Origin of the sequence: Neptunomonas marina (assembly GCF_004005935.1) — a bacterium.
Lineage (GTDB): Bacteria > Pseudomonadota > Gammaproteobacteria > Pseudomonadales > Balneatricaceae > Neptunomonas > Neptunomonas marina.
In genome coordinates this window covers 298,047-321,523 of the sequence record NZ_SACQ01000004.1, presented here as the reverse complement: position 1 = coordinate 321,523, position 23,477 = coordinate 298,047, and the positions used below count along the sequence as shown (strand labels likewise).

Below are 23,477 nucleotides of genomic sequence, written 5' to 3'. Positions count from 1 at the left end.
GTAATTCTCTTCTTTAAATGGAATTAACCAGAGAGACGATTTTTGCTCTGGTACATCCTTTTATCAACAGACTTAACCAGTGTGTCGGCAGATGTGCCATCCTCAGGGAAGCTAGCATGGCCGAAACTTGCAGTCATATGTATTGCTATTCCTTCACAGTCGATGACGCGCTCAGTTTCTGCGCTAAGGTTGGCGATAACCTGGGCTGGCGATACTTTGTCTGAGAATATAATCAGAAACTCGTCACCCCCTGTTCTGATGAGTAGGTCTGTTTTTCGAATACAGGCTTGTAAGCGGTTAGCGATAGTGTGAAGCACTATATCACCAACATGATGACCATACTGATCATTAACGGGCTTGAACTTATTTAGGTCGACGGCGATCAGGGAGAAAGGGGTGTTATGCCGCTCAAACCTGGCAATCTGATTTTTTAAGCGCTCCGCCATACGTATTCGATTTCCGCAGCCCGTTAATGGGTCATGAAGCGCGGTATGCTTGAGTTTTGCCATATCATCAGCGTGCCTTAAGTTGGCCTCGATGAGCTTTTTCAACTGGCTTAACAGGGTGACAAAGTTTTCTGGGTAGTTGGTGGGTTTGGTGTCGATAACGCAGATAGAGCCGAAAACCTCTCCGTTAGGCCAATAGAGTGGAAAGCCGAGATAGGAGCGCACAGGCCCTTCAGCGACAGGCGGCGTATCGCACCACTCAGCTGACTGTTTGGCGTTTGAGACATAAAGGGCATCTTTAATCTCAACCATTCGTCGGCAGAAGCTATGCATATTCCAAGGCCAACTGTAGTCCACACTTAAGAAGTTGTCAGCGTTATTACTGCTAGCAACAACGTTAAACTGCTCATCTCTTAGCTGGACAATGTCAGCACTGGCGGCGTTGTAGATGCTGGCCATCATGTTAACGACATCTTGCCAGCTTTCTAAATCTAACTCTAAATGTTTGTTTTTAAGGACACACTGCGTTGTACTTATCATTTTAGTATCCTTATAGCGACTAAATTGTTCTTCGACTACTAAGCAAAGTATAGCGTTAACGGTCGGGTTCGCTAGCTGTGATCACTAGATAGGCACAGGGCAGTGGGTTGCGAGCAGAATTTCGCTGGTGTCGTGAAGCGTAGGTCACATTGTGTTGGGCAGGCTGCCTCTTGATCCGGTTAGTCGGCGCGCAAGCAAAAACCTGCCTGCGCGCTCAACCTTAGTCGCCAATCACATCAACAACGTGATGTGCAATCATCGCTTCTTCATTGGTAGGAATAACACGGACCATGATCGTGCTGGTGGGCTCGCTAATGACACTGCTATTGCTTTGATTGGCTGCTGCGCTCCAACTCAAGCCTAGCCATTCGCAACGCGCCATAATGCGGCGGCGAACATCTGCATCATTCTCGCCAACTCCTCCAGTAAAGACGAGCTGCTCGATACCACCCATGGCTGCTGCTAAACGGCCCACTTCAAGCGCAGCACGGTAGGTAAACATCTCGATCGCTTCCTCAGCGGCAGGGCTGTCGGCTTGATGCAGCGAGAGCATATCCGATGAGATGCCAGAAACGCCCAGCCAGCCGCTCTCTTTGTATATCAGGCGCTCCACCTCTTTGAGTGACATACCAAGGTGTTGTTGCAGGTGTAAAATCACCCCAGGATCAATATTGCCGCAGCGGCTGCCCATGGGCAGTCCGTCGACGGCTGTGAATCCCATGGTGGAAGCAACGCTTTTACCAGCACTCATTGCACACATGCTAGCACCTGCGCCGAGATGGCAGATCACCGTTTTTGCGGTTAATGCTTGCGCTGAAAGGGTGGCCAGTGACTTGCGGATAAATTCGTAGGATAGCCCGTGAAAACCATAGCGCTGAATACCGGCCTCGGTTAAGTGGCGTGGCAATGCATAGTGGCGCTCAACGCTGGGTTGGCCCACATGAAACATGGTATCGAAACAGGCAATCTGCGGGAGTTCAGGCGCGAGCTCTTGGCAGGCCCTAATCAGCAGTAGGTTAAATGGCTGATGCAACGGCGCGAGCGGGACAAACTTCTCCAACGCATCAAGCAGCGCTGTGTCGACCCGCGCGGGCTCACTAAAGCGCTCGCCCCCGTGGACTACACGGTGACCAAAGGCTGTCAGTTTAAGGTGTGGAGCTTGCTCGCAGAGCCAGTCTAAGACGACTTTTAGCGCTGCAGCATGGCGCTTATCTTGTGGGATATTGCTAAAGTCGGCTTTTGGTGGAGTGAGTTTATTACCTTCACCATCGGCAACGCTGATTCGTGGCGTATCAAGGATATTGCCCAGTTTGAATTGGTAGATGGGCGACTCTTGGTGATGCTCCGTTTTGAACAGCGCGCACTTTAAGCTCGATGAGCCGCCATTGATGGTCAGTACCGTTTGCATAACTCTATCTACCTATCCTTAAGAGACGGGGTGGTGAACCATATGTGATGCCAGCGCACAGGACGCTAGGCGGCCAAGCGGTGTTTCAGCACGACTGGTCAAAATAATTGGCACACGTGCACCGACCGCAATGCCGGCAGATTTTGCATCGGCGAGGTAGATCAACTGCTTAGCGATCATGTTTGCGGCTTCAAGGTCCGGTGCGAGCAAGATATCTGCATCCCCAGACACTTCTGATTCGATATGTTTATCGATAGCCGCTTGTAGAGAGATCGCGTTATCGAAGGCGAGCGGGCCATCAAGAATGCCGTTTTTAATCTGGCCGCGGTCGGCCATTTTACACAGACAGGCTGCGTCGATCGTACTAGGCATATAGGCTTTTACCTTCTCAACCGCAGCGAGTAGCGCAACTTTCGGGGCGGCAATGCCGAGCGCGCGGCAGAAGTCGATCGCGTTTTGGACGATATCGCGCTTGGTCATTAAATCAGGTACGACGTTGATCGCTGCATCCGTAATCACAAGAGGCTTGTGGTAGTTGGGTACATCAAAGACGAAAACATGACTCAAGCGGCGGTCAGAGCGAATGCCCTTGGTTTTATGGATCACAGCGCTAATAAGTTCTGAGCTACCCAAATCACCTTTCATGATCGCTTCAGCTTCCGACAGCCTTGCAAGCTCACACGCTTTTTCGGCCGCTGCATGGCTATGTTCTACGTCGATCAGGGTGTAAGGCTCAATATTTAGGCCATCACGCTCAGCCGCAGCGCGAATCTTAGCTTCTGGCCCGACCAGAATAGGATCGATAAGGCCGTGTTCGGCAGCTTCAATCGCACCCATCAAGCCATTGTGATCCACAGGGTGAACAACGACTGTGCGAATGGGGCGGGCTTTTTCGGCTTGTTCGATGAAAAACTCGAGCTGGTTATGAACGGGAGGCTTATCCTTCAAAATCATGGTGCTACTACCTTCTGGTTGTTGCAAACGGGTCTATAAATATTGGACTAAAGTCGATAGTGGAATTATAGAGAGCCACGCAGTTATTGAACTGATCCATGTCACGAACCCCGAAGCTTGCCTGCGATATGCCTTGGAGCTGTCACCTAGCTGATCTTCTGTGGAGGTAGTATAGCCTCTGTATGTATCACAATTATGTCAGTAAGGGATTTCATCAATGTCGACTTGAGGCTCCACACGTGCCAATACAGTGGAATATCGAGATAGTTGCCCGGCGCTAGATCGACCAGCTCTCCTGTGGCTAAGAGCGCGCTGGATTGCTCATCCGGGATCATTCCGGCTGCAAAGCCACGGTGGATATACTCAACGAAGCCCTCTGAGGAGGGGATACGGTGGGTCAGCTGCTCATTGGGCTGCGTGTTATAAAACTGCTTCAGGTATTGCTTCTGTAGCTGGTCCTTGCGGTTGAACTCTACGATCGGGAGCTGTTGCCAATCCTGATGTTGTTCGAACACGTGCTTGAGCGCGGGAGAGGCGAGCATACGGTAGCGCATTAAACCGAGTGGGATGGCATGGCAACCTTGTACTGGTGTTGCATTGGAAGTGACGCAGGCAACAACTTCACCATTACGCAACAGTTCGTGGGTGTTATCTTGATCGTCCACTTTGACTTCCAGAACAATGTTATTGGCACGGATAAACGGCTGTATTGCATCAAGAAACCACGTGGCGATCGAGTCGGCATTGATACCGATCGCGATGGGTTTGGGTGTGTCACGTGCCGTATCAGGCTCTAATTCTGCCAGCAGTTCATGCTCTAGCAGGCTGATTCGTTGGTGGTGTGTGATCAGTCTAAAGCCTGCCTGTGTCGGAGTGACGGGCGAGGTACGAACCAGCAGAGCTCGGCCCATGCGCTCCTCTAGCTGCTTGATACGTTGGGATACCGCCGACTGCGTTACACTGAGCTGCTCGGCAGCTTTCTCAAAGCTTCCCGTTTTGTGTACAGCGACCAAGGCTTGAAGTTGTTTGTTATCGATCATTAGACAAATTAATTAAATATAAAAATTATTAAATAGATTTAATTTTAGCGTTCCCACATCATGCTGCCAACAGATGAGGAGAGATCATGACAAGCTACTTACTTCAAGGTTATCTAACGGCGGGAGCGCTCATCATGGCGATTGGTGCGCAAAATGCGTTTGTTTTGGCGCAGGGTGTAAAACGCCAGAATCACTGGCCAGTGGCCACGGTATGTATTGTCATTGATATGGTTCTGATTAGTGCTGGCATCTTAGGTGCTGGCGCTTTGATTCAGGCGTGGCCAGCGTTAGTTGACCTGCTTCGCTTCGGCGGCGCGCTGTTTCTTGCTTGGTATGGTTGGGGGGCATTTAAGGCCTTTTTAAATCCTAGCGCGCTGGTTGCTGGGCAAGCGACCCAAGATCTACGTACGGCGCTATTAACCACGTTGGCGGTGAGCTTGCTAAACCCCCACGTCTATCTAGATACCGTTGTACTGATTGGCTCAATTGGCAACCAGTTTGAAGGTGCTGCGCGGATGGGTTTCTGGTTTGGAGCGATGGCTGCATCGGTCAGCTGGTTCATTTTATTAACACTGACAGCGCAGTTTGCATCACGTTGGCTTGGGCAGGCTAAGAATTGGCGCTGGGTTGAGCTGTTTGTGGCGCTTGTCATGTGGACAATAGCTGCTCTGTTAATCACAGGATAAAAAATGCCCACACGAGGTGGGCAATATAAGGATGCAAAGGAAAAGTTAAGGACTTCATGTCAGTTTGTCTAACAAGGCGATTTGTGCTGATTGCGGTATGACCACAGCGCCTCTACCAAACTGCCACTGCACGCTCTTGCAGCTTGAGGAGCAAACATTTTGCAAGGGCAGGCGTATATTAGCGATTTTAGTATGAAGACCTACTGAACAATTTTTGCGCTATCTGCCTCGCATCCTTTTAGCTAGTTGATCGGCTGCTTTAGCGTCTCTTGATAAGGTGGCCAGCCCATCGCTTTGCCGCCTAATACATGCAGATGGATATGATAGACCGTTTGGCCGCCATCTTGGTTGCAGTTAAATACCGTTCGATAGCCTGCTTCGGCAAACCCTTGCTCATTGGCAATTTTGCCTGCCACTATCACCATATGACCAACGACAGCCCGATCCTCTTCGGCGATGTCATTTAGCGTTGCGATGTGCTTTTTAGGGATAACGAGTGCGTGGAACGGTGCTTGTGGAGAGATGTCCTTAAAAGCGAGCACGAGATCGTCCTCATAAACGATCTCGGCGGGAATCTGCTTGTCGATAATTTTACAAAAAAGGCAATCCATGGTCTTGTCTCGTTTTAGTGTTGTTTTCGGCAGTATAGCGATAGCTAATCCGCTCACTCAACTAGACAGACTGAAAAAACGACAGCTCACTCGAGGACGAGCGAGCTGCGAGCAGGACAGTGGAACGTTTCGATCACACTATTATCTGGGGTGACAGATTCAAGATGTACATCGAATCCCCAAAGCCTGTGTATATGCTTCATGACCTCGTCAGTTTCGTCGCCAAGTGGGCGATTATTGTGCATAAAGTGGCGCAGAGTGAGTGAGCGGTTACCACGTACATCGACGTTATAGACTTGGATATTTGGCTCACGGTTACCGAGATTGTATTGCGCAGCAAGGTCTTCACGAATCTTTTTGTAACCCCCTTCGTCGTGAATCGCATTAACCTTGAGGGTGGGTTTGTCAGAATCATCAAAAATTGAAAAGAGCTTTAACTCTCTGATAAGGCGTGGTGACAAAAACTGTTGGATAAAGCTCTCGTCTTTATAGTTCCGCATCGCGTTGTCTAACACCTCTTGCCAAGGTGAGCCAGCCCACTCGGGAAACCAATCTCGGTCTTCAGCGGTAGGTGACTCGCAGATGCGCTTGATATCTTGCATCATGTGATAGCCCAACGTGTACGGGTTGATGCCCGAGAAGTAAGGGCTGTCGAAGCTTGGTTGGTACACTACGCTCGTGTGAGAGTGCAGAAACTCCATCATAAAGCCATCAGTTACGAGGCCCTCATCAAAAAGCTGGTGCAGTAGCGTGTAGTGCCAAAAACAAGCCCAGCCTTCATTCATGACTTGAGTTTGCTTCTGTGGATAAAAGTACTGTGAGACTTTGCGCACGATACGTACGATCTCACGCTGCCAAGGTTCTAAGAGCGGAGCATTTTTCTCGATAAAGTAGAGGATATTTTCTTCCGGTTCTGCTGGGAAGCGGGGTTGCTCCTCGGCTTGGTCGGCGTTCTCTTTACGCGGAATTGTGTTCCACAGCATGTTGATATGACGCTGGTTATACTCTTCGCGCGCGCGTAAGCGTTCCTTTTCCTCTTCCGCGGTTAGTGGTTTGGGGCGCTGATAGCGGTTCACACCGTAGTTCATCAACGCATGGCAGGAGTCGAGAATAGCCTCGACCTCTTCAACACCATGGCGCTCTTCGCATTTAGCGATGTAGCTTTTGGCAAACACTAAATAGTCGATAATGGCTGATGCATCCGTCCAGGTGCGGAAAAGGTAGTTGCCTTTGAAAAACGAGTTATGTCCATAACATGCATGCGCGATCACTAACGCTTGCATCGTCATGGTGTTCTCCTCCATTAGATAGGAGATACAGGGATCGGAATTAATGACGATCTCATACGCCAGACCCATTTGGCCGCGTCGATAGCGCTGTTCTGTTTCGACAAACTGCTTACCATAGGACCAGTGATGGTAGTTCAGGGGCATACCAACCGAGGCGTATGCGTCCATCATCTGCTCTGATGTAATGATCTCGATTTGGTTTGGGTAGGTATCTAAACCAAACTCTGCAGCAACGCGGCCAATCTCACGGTCGTAACGCTCGACGAGCTCAAACGTCCACTCGGCCCCCGTTGAAATCGGTTTGTTTTTTTTCATGCTGCCCCCTCCGTTTTACGCTCAAAGAGCTTGCGGAATACCGGGTAGATGTCCGATACGTCTTCAATATGTTGCATAGCAAACTGATCAGGAAAACGCTCGTGGATGGCCTCGTACTCGTCCCATAGGTTTTGGTGCGGACCGTTGGTGATTTCCACGTATGCGTAGTACTGAACCAGCGGTAGGATGCGTTTGATCAGCAGTTCAGAGCAACGTTGCGAGTCGCCTTCCCAGTTATCCCCATCAGACGCCTGCGCCACATATACATTCCAATCATTGTTTGGGTAGCGCTCCTCAAGCACTTCAGCTGCCAGCTCTAGCGCACTGGAAACGATGGTGCCGCCAGTCTCCCGAGAGTAGAAAAATTCTTGCTCGTCCACCTCTTTAGCGTGGGTGTGATGGCGAATAAACACCACTTCAATATGTTTGTAGTTTCGGTTTAAAAACATATAGAGGAGAATAAAAAAGCGCTTTGCGATCTCTTTGATGGTCTGCGTCATCGACCCAGATACATCCATCAGGCAGAACATTACGGCTTTGCTGGATGGGGTTGGGACCCTTACTGTGTTGTTAAAGCGCAGGTCAAAGTCGTCAATAAACGGGATCTTCTTTTGGTTCTGTGTCAGCGTTTTAATCTGCTCTTTAAGCGCTTCTATTTGCAGTTTGTTCTCATCAGAGGGAGCTTCGGACTCCAGCGCCCAAAGCTGTTTTCGAAGTTCTCGCACCTCTGCTTTATGGCTTCCGCCCAGCGCAATACGGCGGGCATGAGCCGCACGTAACGAACGCACCACATTGAGCTTGTCGGGTGAGCCGGTTTGGGTAAAACCGGCACGGCGTAATTCAAACTGCGTTGAATCCTTGAGTTGCTTCTTAACCAAGTAAGGCAGCTCAAGATCTTCAAACATAAAGTCCAGAAACTCCTCTTGATCAATGGTGAAGGTGAAGTCATCTTCGCCTCCGCCTTGATTACTGGCTTGGCCTTGACCCGAGCCGCCACCACCGCCACCTCCTTGCGGGCGATCAAACTCGTCGCCCGTTGTGAACTCCTTGTTCCCAGGGTAGATGCGCGTTTGCTGGCCGCCTGCACCATGGTGGAAGAACGGCTCTGAAGTGTCCTTACGAGGGATCGTAATTTCACTGCCGCGATCCATATCTTGAATGGAGCGATTTTTTATAGCGTCTTCGACGGCGCGCTTAATCTGCTTTTTGTAACGGCGAAGAAAGCGCTGTCGATTCACAGTGCTTTTCTTCTTGCCGTTGAGACGCCGATCAATGATGTAACTCATGCTCGGTCTCCTTATCAGTCAGCGGCTGCTACTGCGACTTGCGCACACGGATATACCACTCAGACAGCAAGCGAACTTGCTTCTCGGTATATCCTCTTTCGATCATGCGCTTCACAAATTCGCCGTGTTTGTTCTGCTCTTCAGACGATGCTTTAGCATTGAAGGAGATAACCGGTAGCAAATCTTCGGTGTTCGAGAACATCTTCTTCTCGATAACGGTACGCATCTTCTCGTAACTCATCCACGACGGGTTTTTTCCATCGTTGTTAGCGCGGGCGCGTAGGACGAAGTTGACGATCTCATGACGGAAGTCTTTCGGGTTGCTAATGCCTGCCGGTTTTTCGATCTTCTCAAGCTCATCGTTGATCGCCTGACGATCCAAAATATCGCCGGTTTCTGGATCGCGATACTCTTGGTCTTGAATCCAGAAGTCTGCATAGGTGACGTAGCGGTCAAACACGTTTTGGCCATACTCAGAATATGACTCAAGATAAGCGGTTTGAATCTCTTTACCGAGCAGCTCAATGTACTTAGGCGCGATGTACTCTTTGATAAACGCAACGTATTTATCCTGCACCTCTTGCGGGAACTGCTGTTGTTCGATCTCTCGCTCCAGTACATACATCAAATGCACAGGGTTCGCGGCCACCTCGGAGGGGTCGAAGTTGAAGACCTTAGAAAGGATCTTGAAGGCGAAACGGGTGGATAGTCCGGTCATACCTTCATCGACGCCTGCCATATCCTTGTACTCTTGCATCGATTTGGCTTTAGGGTCGGTGTCTTTTAAGTTCTCGCCGTTGTAAACGCGCATTTTGGAGTAGAGATTTGAGTTCTCTGGGTCTTTCAAGCGCGACAAAATTGAGAACTGTGCGAGCATATTGAGCGTATCGGGAGCACACGGTGCCTCGCGCAGGGAGCTGTTTTCCAGCAGTTTCTCGTAGATTTTGATCTCTTCGGAAACCCGTGCACAGTAAGGTACCTTGACGATGTAAACCCGGTCGATAAAGGCTTCGTTGGTTTTGTTGTTCTTAAATGACTGCCACTCAGATTCATTCGAGTGGGCCAAGATAATACCGTCGTAAGGGATAGCACCCATGCCTTCGGTGCTGTTGTAGTTGCCTTCTTGCGTAGCGGTCAAGAGTGGGTGAAGCACCTTGATCGGCGCTTTAAACATCTCGACGAACTCCATCAAGCCTTGGTTAGCACGGCAGAGCGCGCCCGAGAAGCTGTAGGCATCAGGGTCGTGTTGTGGATACTCTTCCAACTTACGGATATCCACTTTACCCACAAGGCTCGAGATATCTTGGTTGTTCTCATCGCCCGGCTCCGTTTTCGCGATGCCGGTCTGATTTAAAATAGACGGGTACAGTTTAACGACCCGGAATTTAGAGATATCTCCACCATACTCGTTCAAGCGCTTAACGGCCCAAGGGGACATAATGCCCTTGAGGTAACGTTTTGGAATCTTGTACTCCTGCTCAAGGATGTCACCATCCTCTTCTGGATCAAATAACCCAAGCGGAGATTCAAAGACAGGCGAGCCTTTGATGGCATAAAAGGGGATCTTTTCCATCAGGTGTTTCAAGCGCTCGGCTAGCGATGATTTACCACCCCCCACTGGGCCGAGTAGGTAAAGAATCTGCTTGCGCTCTTCAAGACCTTGGGCGGCGTGGCGAAAGTAGGATACGACGTTTTCGATCGCTTCTTCTGTGCCGTAAAATTCATCAAACGCGGGATAACGTTTGATCACTTTGTTGGCAAAAATTCGGCTTAGGCGAGGATCGCGGGAGGTGTCGACAAGTTCAGGTTCTCCGATCGCTTTGAGCATACGCTCGGCGGAACTCGCGTAAGCCATAGGATCGTTCTTACAGATTTCGAGGTACTCATCAAGAGACATCTCTTCTTGTGCGGTTGAGGAGTAGCGCGACTTGTAGTGCTCAAAAATACTCATGGCATTTACCCTCTTGCTGCGGCGAACTTTTAATGGTGTGACACGTATTATCTCTTTCGCCGAGTATGTTCAGTGTAGTTCAGGTTTTTCCCTGTCTTCCTATCAATTGAATAAAAAATGTCCAGTTTTTATTAACTTAACTTATTAGATACCTAGCAAAGAGGGTGGTTCAGTGCTTGGCTAAACACCCTCTAAGTGGTGGATAAAAGCTTTCAAGAAACGTGCTGCTTCGCCGCCTGTGGCCACGCGATGATCAAACGTGAGTGAGACCGGCAAGATTCGACCTGCAGTGATATTCTCGTTACGCACCACCGGTGCTTTTCGGATGACTCCGGCACCAATGATGGCCACTTGCGGTGGAACAATGATCGGGGTCGCATAGCGGCCAGCTAATGTTCCGAAGTTAGAGAGCGTAATCGTTGCCCCCTGCAGCTCTTTGGGTGGGATCGTGCGGGCCTCAACGTCAGCGCGGAGCCGGTTTAAACCCTCTCTAAGATCCTCTTCGCTGCGTTTGCCGATATCACGCAGTACCGGTACGAAAAGCCCTTTTTCGGTATCGACGGCAACCCCTAGATCGACACTGTCGTGCTGGCGTAGCGCGAGTTGCTGGCCGTCAAACCAACTGTTAAGCAGCGGCACCTCTGTACAGGCGTGAGCAAGCGCTTGGATCAAGCGCATCGTGATATCTGTATTGTCTGGCCATTCAGAGATATCAGCGTCATCGAATAGGGATACGGGCACTACTTGCTCATGAGATGCCGCCATATTGATAGCCATCTGCTTGCGCACCCCTTTGAGTTTTTGGGGAACACCAAACTGGCTGTTAAGGCGCGATGCCTGCTCAAGATCAGACATGGTTACCACACCGCTGGGGCCTGTCCCTTGCAGGGTGTCTAAGTCAATTGCAAGTCGCTGGGCTAAGGCTCGCACAGCGGGCGTTGTGCGCTGCTGTTGGTGCGCGCGGGTACTTGGGGATGCACCGATAATAAAGTGATCTTCACCGGTTTGTTCAGCCTGCGACAGCGTGCCGACCACCGTACCGGTATCATCGTCAGCGTCGCTGACAAACTCCACCAGAGGCTCACCGGTATGGATTGAGTCCCCTTCGGCACCAAAGAGGTGAGCGATCACTCCATCTACAGGAGAGGGTACATCCACCACCGCTTTTGCGGTTTCCACGGACACCAAGAGCTGATCAACAGAGACGCTATCGCCCGCTTTTACGTGCCACTCAACAATTTCAGCTTCGGGAAGCCCTTCGCCTAAATCGGGTAGTTTGAAGTATTTCATATCAGCTGAACTCCATTGTCTGTTTGACGGCTGTCACAATCTGATCGGTTTGCGGCATGTAGTGCTGTTCAAGTCGGAAATAGGGCATCACGGTGTCGTAGCCTGATACCCGCGCCACCGGCGCTCTAAGGTCGAATAGCGCCTCGGTGGCCATCATGCTGGCGATCTCTGAACCAACTGAGCAGTTTTGTGGCGCTTCCTGCACGATGACACAGCGGCCTGTTTTACTGACAGAGGCGAGCAGTGTGTCGCGGTCGAGTGGGCTCACCGTGGCAATATCGATCACTTCACATTCGATCCCTTCGCTAAGCAGCTGATCCGCTGCGGCGAGCGTCTCTTTGATCATTGCGCCCCAACTGATGAGCGTGACATCCTGACCTTCACGCAGGGTGAAACAGGTATCTAACGGTAGCGCCTCGCCATCATCTTTGATCTGCTGATTGTGGCTGCGATAGATCCGCTTCGGCTCCAAGAAAATAACAGGATCGGGGCAGCGAATCGCCGCGAGCAGCAAACCATAAGCACGTTGTGGTGATGAGGGGATAACAACTCGCAAACCCGGCGTGTGAGCAAACAGTGCTTCGGTGCTCTCTGAATGGTGCTCGGGTGCATGAATACCACCACCGAACGGAGCGCGAATCACCAACGGGCAACTTAAGCGGCCACGTGTGCGGTTTCGCATGCGCGCAGCGTGGCAGATGATGTGCTCCATCGCAGGAAAGATAAATCCCATAAATTGAATTTCGGCCACCGGTTTGAGGCCCTGTGTTGCCATGCCGACGGTTAGACCCGCGATCATGTTTTCCGCCAGCGGTGTATCGATGACCCGCTTTTCACCAAAGGCGGTGCGCAGGTCTGCAGTGGCGCGAAATACGCCACCATTTGGGCCGATATCTTCCCCGAGTAGAACGACATCAGCATCCTCGCGCATGGCACGGTGTAGCGCTAAATTGACCGCATCAACCATGCTAAGCGGTTCGGTGAGTTGGGCCGTGGTTGCTAATGTATTCATGAGGTTTCCTCCTCCCGCGCAACGGCGATATCTCGCTGCTGGCGGAGTGAACGTGGCATCTCTGCGTAGAGGTGTTCGAACATCGACGCAACTGGCTGTGCCGGCGTTGCTAGGTAGCGATCCACCGCTTGCTGGATAGCATCGGCGACAGTGTTTTGTAGCGCTTGCTCCTGCTCTGCATCCCATGCGCCTTGCTGGTGCAGGTATGTTTGTAGCCGTTTGATGGGTTCTCGTTCCCATCCGGTCTTGAGTGCATCAGGGGAGCGGTAGCGCGTCGCATCATCGGCGGTGGTGTGGTCTGACAAACGATAACTAACCGCTTCGATGACCGTTGGCCCTTTGCCGGAGCGCGCTCGCTCAAGCGCTTGAGAGACCCGCTCGTGCATGGCGAAGACATCATTGCCGTCCACCTGTTCGCCACGAATACCGGCCCCGAGTGCCTTTTGCGCCAAGGTGGGGGCGATGGTTTGTAACGCGCGTGGTACGGAGATCGCCCATTGGTTGTTATTAATGATAAATACGACAGGAAGTTGCCAAATACCTGCCACATTGAGCGCCTCTAAAAAATCCCCTTTTGATGTGGCGCCATCGCCTAAGACCGTTACTACAGCACGTGCCTCTTCGCGATATTTAATCGCTGTCGCAACGCCACAGGCGTGTAAACACTGCGTCGCAATGGGGACGCAGTTAGGGAGGTCTTGATGCTGAGCTTCCGCACTGTTGCCGCGTTCATCGCCACCCCAGTAAAGCAGTACATCAGCAAGATCCATCCCTCTGAGGTGCTGCATGATGTGGTTTCGGTAATAGGGCACCAGTACATCGCTTTGGGTCATCTGCAGCGCTGTCACAACATCAATCGCTTCACTACCTGCAAGGGAGGCGTAGGTGCCGAGTTGCCCCGTGCGTTGCAGGGCTATCGCTTTGTTGTCGAACTGGCGCGCGAGTACCATCTTTTCGTAATAGCGCAGCAGTGTCTCGCGATCAGGTGCGGTATCGGGCAATGGGTGCAGTAGCTCGCCTGACGGTGCTAGATACTCAGTGAGTGTGATCTTGCCTTCATATTGTGTCTTCATGCGAAAGCCCTCGTCGGTTCAGTGGCTAACCCTTTTGCGATCACTTGTTCAGCTTTCGCATCGGCGATAAGAAAGGGCGCTTGGCCTGCGGTTTCGGCATCGGCAAACAGCGCGCTGAGTGTCTCTTGAATCGCATCAGTTTGGGCGCTGATCGCCTCTTGCGGAGTGTGGGTGTGTTTGAGTGCGACGTAGATCAATCCACCGGCGTTGATCACATAATCCGGCGCATACAAGATGCCCTTATCATGCAACTGCTCACCCGCAGCGGTACTGGTCAGTTGGTTATTCGCAGAGCCTGCCACCACTGAAACGTTCAGTGCATCAATCGTTGTGGGGTTGAGCACACCACCTAAGCCACAAGGGCAGAAGATATCCGCCGCAACGCTGTAAATTGCATCGGGCATCACCGTTGCCGCTCCAAAGCGGCTGGCGGCGCTGGCAACCAGCGCTGGGTTGATATCAGTTACGGTGAGACGTGCGCCGTGTTGATGGAGCAGTTGCGCCACTGCCATGCCCACATTGCCAAGCCCCTGAATCGCAACATGCATTCCAGCGAGTGTTGGGGTGCCAAGCTTATGCTCGACTGCGGCCATCATGCCGCGTACCACGCCACGTGCGGTAAAGGGGCCTGGGTCTCCAAAGGTTGTTGTGCAGGTCACCCAAGGTGTGCTGGTGGCAATAGCGTCCATATCGGATGTGAGTGTGCCGCTGTCCATGGCGGTGATGTAGCGCCCCTGCAGCGTATCGATAAAGCGCCCAAACGCTTGCATCAGGGCCGTTCGATCCATCGCCCCTTCGGGCTTTATGATGACTGACTTACCACCCCCATGGGGCAACCCTGCCAGTGCGGCTTTGTAACTCATACCTTTTGCAAGGCGCATGGCATCGGCGATGGCATCGCTTTCATGATCGTATGGAATAAAACGGCAGCCACCAATCGCTGGCCCTAGACGTGTCGAATGTATGGCAATAATCGCGCGCAAGCCGGTCGCGTGATCGTGGTAGAGATGGTTCTCTGCAATGCCTGCTGTTTCCATCTGGGTAAACATAACGGGGTCCTCCGTTGGTTTCGTGCGGTGGAAAACGAGCTGATATGCGAAAGCGGCTTTTGGCCGCCCTGTATTACTCTGGATAGCACAAGAAATCAGAAAGTTCCGAGCGAAAGAGCGCTAATTATGTGAATCAGCGTCGAATTTTTGCGCTGCAAAATAGTCAATGTTTGGGGTTTTTCAGCGCATGGCTGTTCAAACAGGCGTTCAGATTGTGGTAATTTTGTGCATTGAAGCATTTCTGACTATTTTTCTAAGGTATGTCCGTTGGCTACGCTGTTGAGCGGATCACAGGTTATTGCTGTGATTAACGGATAAATGGTGGTTAAATGTTGTCAATCCACGCGATATAAACGGTAAATTCGGTATAACAGGGTGTTGATGAAAAAAGTAGCGATTCTCTTATCAGGGTGTCTTTTAGCGGCATCGTTAAATACGTCAGCAGCGCCAGATTATGGTGTTTCTGAGGGAAATGAAGAGCTTTTGATTCAGGGCTTGCAGTCGCTCTCAACGCGTGATTTTGATTCCGCCTTGGAGCAGTTTCGTGAGCTTACCGAGATTCGTCCTGATTTTCGTTTAGCGCAGTTGGTTTATGCCGACCTGCTAGCCGCACAAGTAAATCCTCTAGGGCAAGTGGGTAGCAATTTAGCGAAACGCCAAAAAGAGATTGAGGGCTTAATTGCCGAGGCGCGTGCGCGTTTGCAGATGGAGAGCAAGAAACCGCAAGCCGGTTTGATTCCATCTAGCCTGATTAAGATGAGCGAAGACCAGCAATACCTGCTGGCGGTAGATACCGGCCTGTCGCGCCTCTTTGTGATCGAAAATCACAACGGTACGCCGCGTGTCGTGAAAGATTACTACGCCTCTTATGGCCGCGGAGGTGTTGTTAAAGAGAAGCGTGGCGACCTAAAAACACCGCTTGGTGTTTACTTTGTCACGAAGCGTTTGCTTGATAAGGACCTTCCACAGCGTTACGGCTCCGGAGCGCTGCCGATCAACTACCCGAATGTGTGGGATAAGCGCCATGGCCGCACGGGCAGTGGTATTTGGGTGCATGGCTCACCGGTGAACACCTATAGCCGTCCGCCGTTGGCAAGTGAGGGCTGTGTATCGTTGACCAACCCTGACTTTCTGGAACTCGATAAACTGGTCGATATTAAGAATACGCCGGTGCTGATAGGTGAACACTTTAACTGGATATCCGTGGCACAATGGCAGCAACAGCAGAAAGAGATGACAGCGGTTCTCGAAGCATGGCGTAGCGACTGGGAGAGCCGTTTGCATGATCAGTATATTGCGCATTACTCCCCCTCCTTTAGCGATGGCAGCAAAGACTTCTCCGCGTTTTCTAAACACAAGCAGCGTGTTAACGGTGCGAAAAGCTACATTGATGTCAAATTGAACAAAGTGAGCTTATTCCGTTACCCGAATGATCCTAACCTGATGGTTGCCTCTTTCGAGCAGCATTATAAGTCGGATAACTACCACAGCGACTCCATTAAACGCCAGTATTGGGTTAAAGAGGGAGGACGCTGGAAGATCGCTTACGAAGGGGAGCCGTCCCAAGGTATTCCGTAAGTGAGTAGCCGACACACCAGCCTGTTCTTTCATGCGGAACAACCCAATCTTAAAACCAACGCTTTAGCCGCCAATGATGCCGCCTTTCTGCAGCGGGTCTTACCCGAATATGGCGTGGCTCTGGTGCCTAGCGCCCGAATAGCAGGTTTAGAATCAGTGCTAGAGGGCCACGCACTCACGATCATGCGCCCTGATGCTCAACAGGGGTTGGTAAGTGCGATGTTTGAGCAATTAGGCTTGCCCAACGTTGCGCCAGAGTATCGAGCGTTCTATCTAAATCGCTGGGCCGAAGCGGGTGGTGATGCATGGCTGATACTCCGCTTAGCCGACTGCAACACAGCCGAGCTTGCTGAGCTGTTGTCTTTATCTCCACTCAATGCCGATTGCCAATTTGCCCTGAAAGTTATTTTGGAAGGGGAGTTAGTACAGCTTGCTGATCCTCAGTTTACCGAGCTTCGCCAGCGAGTTGTGCAGTTAGAGCGGCCCGTTTCGACACCCCCCCGCCCACGTCCATTGGCCTACAGGCTAGCGGCAGGGGCCATACCGCTGCTAACGGCAGCTGGTCTTTATGGGTACCTTGCTGTACCGGAAGAACCCAAGCAGCCTATTGAAAATGCGATAGTTAAATCGGCGTCTATTAGCCATCAACCTGTGGCTAGAGAGGATGCCCCTGTCGCTAACATACCAACAGCGGCATTAACGAGGCTAGTGACGGATTGGTCGCGAGCGTGGCAGCAGCGGGATATTGAGGCGTACTTTGGTTTTTATCTGCCAGCTTACAGTGCGTATCAACATATGTCGGCCACCCAGTGGCGGAATTGGCGTACTGAACGTCTGCTTTCCCCTGAATGGATCCGGATTGAATTAGGGCCATTGACGTTTAGCAAAACGGAAGGTGGATATCGCGCAGAGTTTTGGCAGCTCTATCGCTCGCCCAATTATCAAGATAATACCCACAAAGCGCTCCTTATCCTGCCAGTAGGAGAGCGCTTCTTTATCATGGACGAGCTAAATCTTGATGTTCGACCTGTAGGTAATGAAGCCTCTTAGAGTGAGGCTTCTTTGATGATTTTCCAGCCAGTTGGGCTCTGCTTTAGCGTGATTTGCTTACGTGTGTTATCGCGATAAGTGTTAGAGCGGTAGGCCTGATTAAAGCTCACGACTGCTGTTGAATCGCCTTCGATTCGAGCAGTTACAGCAGATAACTCAACTTTAATAAAGCTCGGTTTGTTGAGGCGCTGCTTACGCTGGGCTCGCCACGCTTGGTGAGATAAGCCATTGCCGGGTCGATAGCCATCAGCGTATGCATCTAGGTAACCATCGACATTTTGTTGCTCCCATGCCGACGCCCAGCTGCGTACCGCGGCAATCGCTTCACGAATGCGTTGTACTTCTAATGCTGTGTCTGGCTTTGGCGCTTGCGTTTTGGTCGGCGCAGCAGTCACTGTATTTACAGGTGTTTTAGTGACCGGTTTAGTGACTTCGACAACCGCAGGTTCAACCGTTGTGACGGGTTTTACAGGCGCTGCTGGTTGTTTGATGACTTCAGGTTTAGCCATAGGCGTAGGCTTCACAACCGGCGCTGTTGCTACCGTCGTTTTAGGTGCAGTAGCGACTTGGGCGGGCTGCATGGCCACAGCTGCTGGTTCATAGTTTAGCGGCTTCGGTGTGCTGTCGGCAGCACGGCGCAACATAACAAGGTTGGGCGTTTCAGTCTCATCTTTGATATCAAGCGCTCGGTTGTATGCTTGTGAAGCAACGGTGGCATACAGTTCGCGCAGATTTTGATGCACTTGTGCATAAGTTGGGTGAGTACTGAACGCTTTCAGCAGTGTTTCAATCGCTTTACCGTGATTGCCTTGCTCGGCGTAAAGCACAGCAAGGTTGTTGTAAAGCTCTGGGGAGTTAGGGTTGTTGCGGATACTGGTTTTTAGTAGTGCTTCAGCTTCTTTGTGCTGGCCCATCTTATTGAGCACAAGGCTTTTGGTCAGCTGACCCTCTAGGCTGTCGGGATTGTTTGCTAAAAAGCTGTTGATTGCCGACATCGCACCACGATGATTACCCGCCTGTGATAGGGCTTCGATACGCATCAACTCAGGATCTTCTGCTTGAGGGTCCCGTACTGAAATTTGCGAACTAGCAGGGATTGCCGACTTGAGGTCGGTTGGGCTGGGTAGTTGCTCAGTCGCTGTGCCTTTCTCTTGGTGTAGCCAAGCTTTGATCTCTCTAAGCTTACCGTTCATCCATGCTTCGTCCGTTGAAGCGAGCGATTTAGCACTAACGCCTTGTTCCAGAGCTTTATCACAGGCACCGCTGTTATCGTTGCAGTAGGTCTGCTCTGCACTGTGGCTGTAGGTGCCAGCCAAGGCTAGGCTGATCAGTAGGGCAATCCGAGTGGGTTTAATATCCATGAAGCGCTATCTTTTTATAAATTAACGAGTTACAACGTTTTACATCGTAGCAAGCTTGCCGCGTCCTGCAACAATATTGCTTGCCGATTATAGCGGTAATTGCGTAGTTAGATACAGAAAAGCCACCTTGCGGTGGCTTTTGTTGATTAGGATTCGCTTTCGCGTGCGATGGCACGGTAAGCGATATCCGTACGGTAATAGGCATCTTGCCAGCCCGTTTGCTCGACTAGCGCATAAGCGCGTTGTTGAGCTTCGGTAACGGTGTCGCCAAGTGCTGTTACACACAAAACACGCCCGCCAGCAGTAACCACCTCTCCCGCATCGTTTTGCTGGGTACCGGCATGGAAAATTTTGGTGCCCTCTGGCTCTTGCTCAGGGAAGCTGATCACCGCACCTTTATCGTAACTGCCAGGATAACCACCGGCTGCCATAACAACGCCTACTGAGCGGCGTGTATCCCATTCGGCTGTTGTGCTATCAAGCTTCTTAGCGAGCGCGGCTTCGCACAACGCAACCAAGCTAGATTTTAAACGCAACATAATGGGCTGTGTTTCTGGATCACCAAAACGGCAGTTGTACTCGATCACTTTTGGCGTGCCATCTGCCATGATCATAAGGCCTGCGTAAAGGAAACCGGTGTATTCGTTACCTTCAGCCTTCATGCCGTTAACGGTTGGCATGATCACTTCATCCATAACGCGTTGGTCAATCTCAGCTGTGACGACAGGAGCAGGGGAGTACGCGCCCATACCGCCGGTATTGAGGCCTGTATCACCATTGCCCACACGCTTATGGTCTTGGCTTGTTGCCATGGGCAATACGTTGTCACCATCAACCATAACGATGTAAGAAGCTTCTTCGCCATCTAAAAACTCTTCGATGACAACGCGGCTGCCCGCATCACCGAAGGCGTTTCCAGCTAACATGTCTTTGATCGCAGCTTCTGCTTCTTCCAGTGTCATGGCAACGATTACGCCTTTACCCGCCGCTAAGCCGTCTGCCTTAACAACAATCGGCGCGCCTTTTTCGCGAACGTACGCCAATGCAGGTTCGATCTCGGTAAAGTTTTGATACTCAGCAGTCGGGATCTGTTGGCGTGCGAGGAAGTCTTTGGTAAATGCCTTAGAGCCCTCAAGTTGAGCTGCACCTGCGGTTGGACCAAAGATCGCCAGACCTGCTGCGCGGAATTTATCGACAACGCCGGCAACTAGCGGTGCTTCAGGACCAACAATCGTTAAATCGATAGCGTTTGAGGCCGCAAAGTCGAGTAGCCCATCGATATCCATTACATCAATAGCGACGTTTTGCATTTTGTCTTCAAGCGCAGTTGCTGCGTTACCTGGAGCAACAAATACATCGCTGACGCGCGTGTCTTTTGCAGCAGACCATGCCAGTGCATGTTCACGACCACCAGAACCAATTACGAGTACTTTCATTGTAAAATCTGCCTATATTCGTGCCGCTGCAGTGCGGCGGCCGTTATATGGAATGCGAGCTTTGATTAGTGGCGGAAGTGGCGCATGCCAGTGAATACCATCGCCATGCCATGCTCATTTGCTGCGTCAATCACTTCTTGGTCACGCATTGAGCCACCCGGTTGAATGATCGCGCTGATGCCCGCTGCCGCAGCGGCATCGATGCCGTCACGGAATGGGAAAAATGCATCAGAAGCCATGACTGAGCCACGTACTTCCAAGCCTTCGTCAGCGGCTTTAATGCCCGCAATTTTGGCACTGTAAACACGGCTCATTTGGCCAGCACCGATGCCGATCGTTTGGCCATTTTTAGCGTACACAATAGCATTGGACTTAACGAATTTCGCCACTTCCCAGCAGAACAGCAGGTCACGGATTTGTTGCTCAGAAGGTGCTTGTTGTGTCACCACTTTAAGCTCAGATGCATCGACCATGCCTAAGTCGCGGTCTTGCACCAACAGTCCACCATTAACGCGCTTATAGTCAAAACCTGCTGCACGTACCGCATCCCACTCGCCACATGCTAGCAAACGGACGTTAGGCTTAGCGGCCACGATATCAGATGCCTCTTGAGAGACCGATGGTGCGATAATGACTTCAACAAATTGGCGCTCAACAATCGCCGCAGCGGTTTGTGCATCGAGTTCACGGTTAAACGCGATGATGCCACCAAACGCTGATGTTGGGTCGGTTTGGAAAGCGAGGTTATACGCCTCTAGGATATCGCTACCGATGGCTACACCGCACGGGTTAGCATGCTTGACGATAACGCACGCAGGCTCACGGAATGGTTTAACGCACTCCAGCGCTGCATCGGTATCTGCAACGTTGTTGTAGGACAACGCCTTACCTTGCAGTTGTCGTGCTGTTGCAATGCTCGCTTCGGCTGGGTTGGACTCCACATAGAACGCAGCGCGCTGATGTGGGTTTTCTCCGTAACGCATGTCTTGCGCTTTCACGAACTGAGTATTGAAAGTGCGTGGGAAGTCTGCGGCTACTTCATGAGTTTCGTCTTCGACAATCGCGCCTAGGTAGTTTGCGATCATACCGTCGTATTTAGCGGTATGCTCAAACGCTTGCACGGCGAGGTCAAAGCGAGTCTTCATAGACAAACCTTGGTTTGCTTGTAGCTCAGCCAATACTACATCGTAGCTCGAAGCATTGACGACGATAGCGACATCTTTGTGGTTTTTCGCTGCTGAACGCACCATGGTCGGTCCGCCAATATCGATGTTTTCGATCGCCATCGGGAGGTCGCAATCAGGGCGAGCAATGGTCGACTCGAAGGGGTACAGATTAACCACAACCATGTCGATAGGGTTGATACCGTGAGCGTTCATCACGTCATCATCCTGACCACGGCGACCCAAAATACCGCCATGTACTTTCGGGTGCAGGGTTTTGACTCGGCCATCCATCATCTCTGGAAAACCTGTGTAGTCTGATACTTCAACCGCTGGAATCTGGTTGTCGCACAGTAGCTTATAGGTACCACCTGTAGAGAGAATTTCGACGCCTTGAGCGTTTAGCTCGCGGGCAAATTCAACAATACCGGTTTTGTCAGAGACGCTGATTAGGGCGCGTCGGATGGGAGTGTAGTTCTGCTCGGCCATGGTGTTGTCACTATCGTTGGAAGGTTGATTTACAGAAGTCCGTACTGCTTAAGCTTCTTGCGCAATGTACCGCGATTTAAACCCAGAAGCTCTGATGCCTTGGTTTGATTGTCCTTGGTATATGCCATCACTGTTTCAAACAGAGGCGCTTCCACTTCGGCTAATACCATTTGATAGACGTCAGTCGTTGGTTGGCCATCCAGTTGCTTAAAGTAGTGGCCTAATGACGATTGAACGCTGTCACGCAACGTTTGTTGCTGTGGTGTGTCCAGTGTGCCGTTGTTAGGAGTGAAAGAGGTGTTTGTATTTTCTTTAATATCCACAGTTCTTATATACCTATTAATGAATCAGGCGGCCGTTGATGATGAGTGAGCAGCGGAAAAATAGTGCTCAATAGCGGCTACCTGCTCGACTGCTGATTCTAGTTTATTGAAGCGAGCGCGGAACGATACGCCATTTGGCTGATGATGCAAGTACCATCCGACGTGCTTACGCGCGATACGCACTCCCATGTATTCGCCATAGAACTCGTGCAAAGCTGCCAAGTGGTTCAAGAGTGTGGTTTTGACCACCTCAGACGTTGGTTTGGGCAGTTCTGTTCCATGTTGAAGGAAGTGGTTAATCTCTTTGAATATCCAAGGGTTACCTTGAGCTGCACGGCCGATCATCACTGCATCAGCGCCGGTACAGTCAAGCACCTCCTTGGCTTTGCGGGCGCTGGTGATATCGCCGTTGGCGAACAGGGGGATCTCAATGCTGTTGCGAACGCGGGCGATGGTGTCGTACTCAGCGTCACCACGGTACCCACATGCACGGGTACGGCCATGAATCGCTAGCGCTTGAATGCCAACATCCTCTGCCATACGTGCAATCGTCTCAGCATTGCGGTTCTCTGGTGACCATCCGGTGCGAATTTTGAGCGTAACAGGTACATCAACGGCGGCTACCGCAGCTTTAAGAATCTCAAGCACAAGAGGCTCATCTTGAAGCAGAGCTGAGCCTGCTGCTTTGTTACACACTTTTTTCGCCGGGCAACCCATATTGATATCGATTATCTGAGCACCGCGCTCAACGTTCATACGTGCAGCTTCAGCGATCATCTGTGGATCACCGCCTGCAATTTGTATTGAGCGTGGTTCCTCTTCGCCTGCGTGATTGAGGCGATACTGAGATTTTCGGCTGTTCCAAAGGCGCGTGTCAGACGTGACCATCTCCGAGACAACAAGACCTGCACCAAGCTTTCGACATAGCTTTCGAAAGGGTTGGTCGGTAACGCCTGCCATGGGAGCAAGTACGACCTGACTGTCAATCCTGTAAGGGCCAATTTGGAACATGACAGACCTTAAATTCAGATAAATAGATACCAACCGCTATCGAAATAATGGCTGGATGGGTGTTCAAAGGAAAGGGCGTAATCATACCGTTTAGCGGTAGATCGTCCAAGGATTTT

General features: G+C 51.1%; 20 protein-coding genes. 3 read left to right on the top strand and 17 right to left on the bottom strand.

All coding sequences use genetic code 11. The annotated features are described in order from the left end of the window. Positions 1–23: 23 nt before the first annotated feature. From EOE65_RS10815 to EOE65_RS10800, 4 genes are all read right to left on the bottom strand, one after another. Positions 24–986 (bottom strand): sensor domain-containing diguanylate cyclase, encoded by a 963-nt coding sequence (locus tag EOE65_RS10815; RefSeq protein WP_127694327.1) that lies wholly within the window; start codon positions 984–986, stop codon positions 24–26. A 220-nt stretch (positions 987–1,206) separates the two neighbouring features. Then, positions 1,207–2,394 (bottom strand): acetate/propionate family kinase, encoded by a 1,188-nt coding sequence (locus EOE65_RS10810; protein WP_127694326.1) that lies wholly within the window; start codon positions 2,392–2,394, stop codon positions 1,207–1,209. A gap of 18 nt (positions 2,395–2,412) precedes the next feature. Then, on the bottom strand, positions 2,413–3,348 hold the full coding sequence (locus tag EOE65_RS10805; RefSeq protein ID WP_127694325.1) for a bifunctional enoyl-CoA hydratase/phosphate acetyltransferase: 936 nt from the start codon (positions 3,346–3,348) through the stop codon (positions 2,413–2,415). 146 nt (positions 3,349–3,494) lie between these two features. Continuing rightward, entirely contained in the window at positions 3,495–4,388 is an 894-nt protein-coding gene (locus tag EOE65_RS10800) for a LysR family transcriptional regulator ArgP (protein WP_127694324.1), read from the bottom strand. A gap of 86 nt (positions 4,389–4,474) precedes the next feature. On the opposite strand from EOE65_RS10800, the gene EOE65_RS10795 reads away from it, so the two are divergent. Continuing rightward, on the top strand, positions 4,475–5,074 hold the full coding sequence (locus EOE65_RS10795) for a LysE/ArgO family amino acid transporter (RefSeq protein ID WP_127694323.1): 600 nt from the start codon (positions 4,475–4,477) through the stop codon (positions 5,072–5,074). Between the two features lie 242 nt (positions 5,075–5,316). On the opposite strand, the gene EOE65_RS10790 is transcribed toward EOE65_RS10795, so the two are convergent. The 8 genes from EOE65_RS10790 to EOE65_RS10755 all read right to left on the bottom strand — a co-directional run bounded on the left by EOE65_RS10790 (position 5,317) and on the right by EOE65_RS10755 (position 14,950). Next, a complete protein-coding gene (locus EOE65_RS10790) occupies positions 5,317–5,685 on the bottom strand; it encodes a histidine triad nucleotide-binding protein (protein WP_127694322.1) in 369 nt (122 codons plus the stop codon). Between the two features lie 86 nt (positions 5,686–5,771). Continuing rightward, a complete protein-coding gene (locus tag EOE65_RS10785) occupies positions 5,772–7,289 on the bottom strand; it encodes a SpoVR family protein (protein WP_127694321.1) in 1,518 nt (505 codons plus the stop codon). Then, positions 7,286–8,575, bottom strand: a complete 1,290-nt coding sequence (locus EOE65_RS10780) for a YeaH/YhbH family protein (protein WP_127694320.1) — start codon at positions 8,573–8,575, stop codon at positions 7,286–7,288. Before EOE65_RS10780 ends, EOE65_RS10785 begins: the two co-directional genes overlap by 4 nt. Before the next feature lie 28 nt (positions 8,576–8,603). Beyond that, the gene (locus EOE65_RS10775) at positions 8,604–10,526 is read right to left on the bottom strand and encodes a PrkA family serine protein kinase (protein ID WP_127694319.1); all 1,923 of its coding nucleotides are present in this window, start codon (positions 10,524–10,526) and stop codon (positions 8,604–8,606) included. A 180-nt stretch (positions 10,527–10,706) separates the two neighbouring features. Then, complete coding sequence (locus EOE65_RS10770) at positions 10,707–11,816, bottom strand: dihydrolipoamide acetyltransferase family protein (RefSeq protein ID WP_127694318.1); 1,110 nt, start codon at positions 11,814–11,816, stop codon at positions 10,707–10,709. Position 11,817: 1 nt separating this feature from the next. After that, complete coding sequence (locus tag EOE65_RS10765; RefSeq protein ID WP_127694317.1) at positions 11,818–12,828, bottom strand: alpha-ketoacid dehydrogenase subunit beta; 1,011 nt, start codon at positions 12,826–12,828, stop codon at positions 11,818–11,820. After that, positions 12,825–13,901, bottom strand: a complete 1,077-nt coding sequence (gene pdhA, locus EOE65_RS10760) for a pyruvate dehydrogenase (acetyl-transferring) E1 component subunit alpha (protein WP_127694316.1) — start codon at positions 13,899–13,901, stop codon at positions 12,825–12,827. Before pdhA ends, EOE65_RS10765 begins: the two co-directional genes overlap by 4 nt. After that, positions 13,898–14,950 (bottom strand): Leu/Phe/Val dehydrogenase, encoded by a 1,053-nt coding sequence (locus EOE65_RS10755; RefSeq protein WP_127694315.1) that lies wholly within the window; start codon positions 14,948–14,950, stop codon positions 13,898–13,900. The genes pdhA and EOE65_RS10755 overlap by 4 nt, the downstream gene beginning before the upstream one ends. 381 nt (positions 14,951–15,331) lie before the next feature. On the opposite strand from EOE65_RS10755, the gene EOE65_RS10750 reads away from it, so the two are divergent. Further along, complete coding sequence (locus EOE65_RS10750) at positions 15,332–16,528, top strand: L,D-transpeptidase family protein (protein ID WP_127694314.1); 1,197 nt, start codon at positions 15,332–15,334, stop codon at positions 16,526–16,528. Beyond that, positions 16,529–17,578 (top strand): L,D-transpeptidase Cds6 family protein, encoded by a 1,050-nt coding sequence (locus EOE65_RS10745; protein ID WP_127694313.1) that lies wholly within the window; start codon positions 16,529–16,531, stop codon positions 17,576–17,578. Here EOE65_RS10745 and EOE65_RS10740 read toward each other — a convergent pair. The 5 genes from EOE65_RS10740 to dusB all read right to left on the bottom strand — a co-directional run bounded on the left by EOE65_RS10740 (position 17,575) and on the right by dusB (position 23,361). Next, positions 17,575–18,939: a tetratricopeptide repeat protein gene (locus tag EOE65_RS10740; protein ID WP_127694312.1), complete on the bottom strand. Its 1,365-nt coding sequence runs from the start codon at positions 18,937–18,939 to the stop codon at positions 17,575–17,577. The two genes, EOE65_RS10745 and EOE65_RS10740, sit on opposite strands and share 4 nt — an antisense overlap. 146 nt (positions 18,940–19,085) lie before the next feature. Then, positions 19,086–20,375, bottom strand: coding sequence for a phosphoribosylamine--glycine ligase (gene purD / locus EOE65_RS10735; RefSeq protein ID WP_127694311.1), 1,290 nt, complete (start codon positions 20,373–20,375; stop codon positions 19,086–19,088). 65 nt (positions 20,376–20,440) lie between these two features. Beyond that, a complete protein-coding gene (purH, locus tag EOE65_RS10730) occupies positions 20,441–22,027 on the bottom strand; it encodes a bifunctional phosphoribosylaminoimidazolecarboxamide formyltransferase/IMP cyclohydrolase (protein ID WP_127694310.1) in 1,587 nt (528 codons plus the stop codon). Positions 22,028–22,056: 29 nt separating this feature from the next. Next, a complete protein-coding gene (gene fis, locus EOE65_RS10725; RefSeq protein WP_206052671.1) occupies positions 22,057–22,344 on the bottom strand; it encodes a DNA-binding transcriptional regulator Fis in 288 nt (95 codons plus the stop codon). A gap of 30 nt (positions 22,345–22,374) precedes the next feature. Then, complete coding sequence (dusB, locus tag EOE65_RS10720; RefSeq protein ID WP_127694308.1) at positions 22,375–23,361, bottom strand: tRNA dihydrouridine synthase DusB; 987 nt, start codon at positions 23,359–23,361, stop codon at positions 22,375–22,377. Between the last annotated feature and the right edge of the window lie 116 nt (positions 23,362–23,477).

Excerpts from the sequence above, each read along its gene's own strand:
- EOE65_RS10815 (WP_127694327.1), bottom strand. The coding sequence starts at position 986 with ATGATAAGTACAACGCAGTGTGTCCTTAAAAACAAACATTTAGAGTTA.
- EOE65_RS10810 (WP_127694326.1), bottom strand. The coding sequence starts at position 2,394 with ATGCAAACGGTACTGACCATCAATGGCGGCTCATCGAGCTTAAAGTGC.
- EOE65_RS10805 (WP_127694325.1), bottom strand. The coding sequence starts at position 3,348 with ATGATTTTGAAGGATAAGCCTCCCGTTCATAACCAGCTCGAGTTTTTC.
- EOE65_RS10800 (WP_127694324.1), bottom strand. The coding sequence starts at position 4,388 with ATGATCGATAACAAACAACTTCAAGCCTTGGTCGCTGTACACAAAACG.
- EOE65_RS10795 (WP_127694323.1), top strand. The coding sequence starts at position 4,475 with ATGACAAGCTACTTACTTCAAGGTTATCTAACGGCGGGAGCGCTCATC.
- EOE65_RS10790 (WP_127694322.1), bottom strand. The coding sequence starts at position 5,685 with ATGGATTGCCTTTTTTGTAAAATTATCGACAAGCAGATTCCCGCCGAG.
- EOE65_RS10785 (WP_127694321.1), bottom strand. The coding sequence starts at position 7,289 with ATGAAAAAAAACAAACCGATTTCAACGGGGGCCGAGTGGACGTTTGAG.
- EOE65_RS10780 (WP_127694320.1), bottom strand. The coding sequence starts at position 8,575 with ATGAGTTACATCATTGATCGGCGTCTCAACGGCAAGAAGAAAAGCACT.
- EOE65_RS10775 (WP_127694319.1), bottom strand. The coding sequence starts at position 10,526 with ATGAGTATTTTTGAGCACTACAAGTCGCGCTACTCCTCAACCGCACAA.
- EOE65_RS10770 (WP_127694318.1), bottom strand. The coding sequence starts at position 11,816 with ATGAAATACTTCAAACTACCCGATTTAGGCGAAGGGCTTCCCGAAGCT.
- EOE65_RS10765 (WP_127694317.1), bottom strand. The coding sequence starts at position 12,828 with ATGAATACATTAGCAACCACGGCCCAACTCACCGAACCGCTTAGCATG.
- pdhA (WP_127694316.1), bottom strand. The coding sequence starts at position 13,901 with ATGAAGACACAATATGAAGGCAAGATCACACTCACTGAGTATCTAGCA.
- EOE65_RS10755 (WP_127694315.1), bottom strand. The coding sequence starts at position 14,950 with ATGTTTACCCAGATGGAAACAGCAGGCATTGCAGAGAACCATCTCTAC.
- EOE65_RS10750 (WP_127694314.1), top strand. The coding sequence starts at position 15,332 with ATGAAAAAAGTAGCGATTCTCTTATCAGGGTGTCTTTTAGCGGCATCG.
- EOE65_RS10740 (WP_127694312.1), bottom strand. The coding sequence starts at position 18,939 with ATGGATATTAAACCCACTCGGATTGCCCTACTGATCAGCCTAGCCTTG.
- purD (WP_127694311.1), bottom strand. The coding sequence starts at position 20,375 with ATGAAAGTACTCGTAATTGGTTCTGGTGGTCGTGAACATGCACTGGCA.
- purH (WP_127694310.1), bottom strand. The coding sequence starts at position 22,027 with ATGGCCGAGCAGAACTACACTCCCATCCGACGCGCCCTAATCAGCGTC.
- dusB (WP_127694308.1), bottom strand. The coding sequence starts at position 23,361 with ATGTTCCAAATTGGCCCTTACAGGATTGACAGTCAGGTCGTACTTGCT.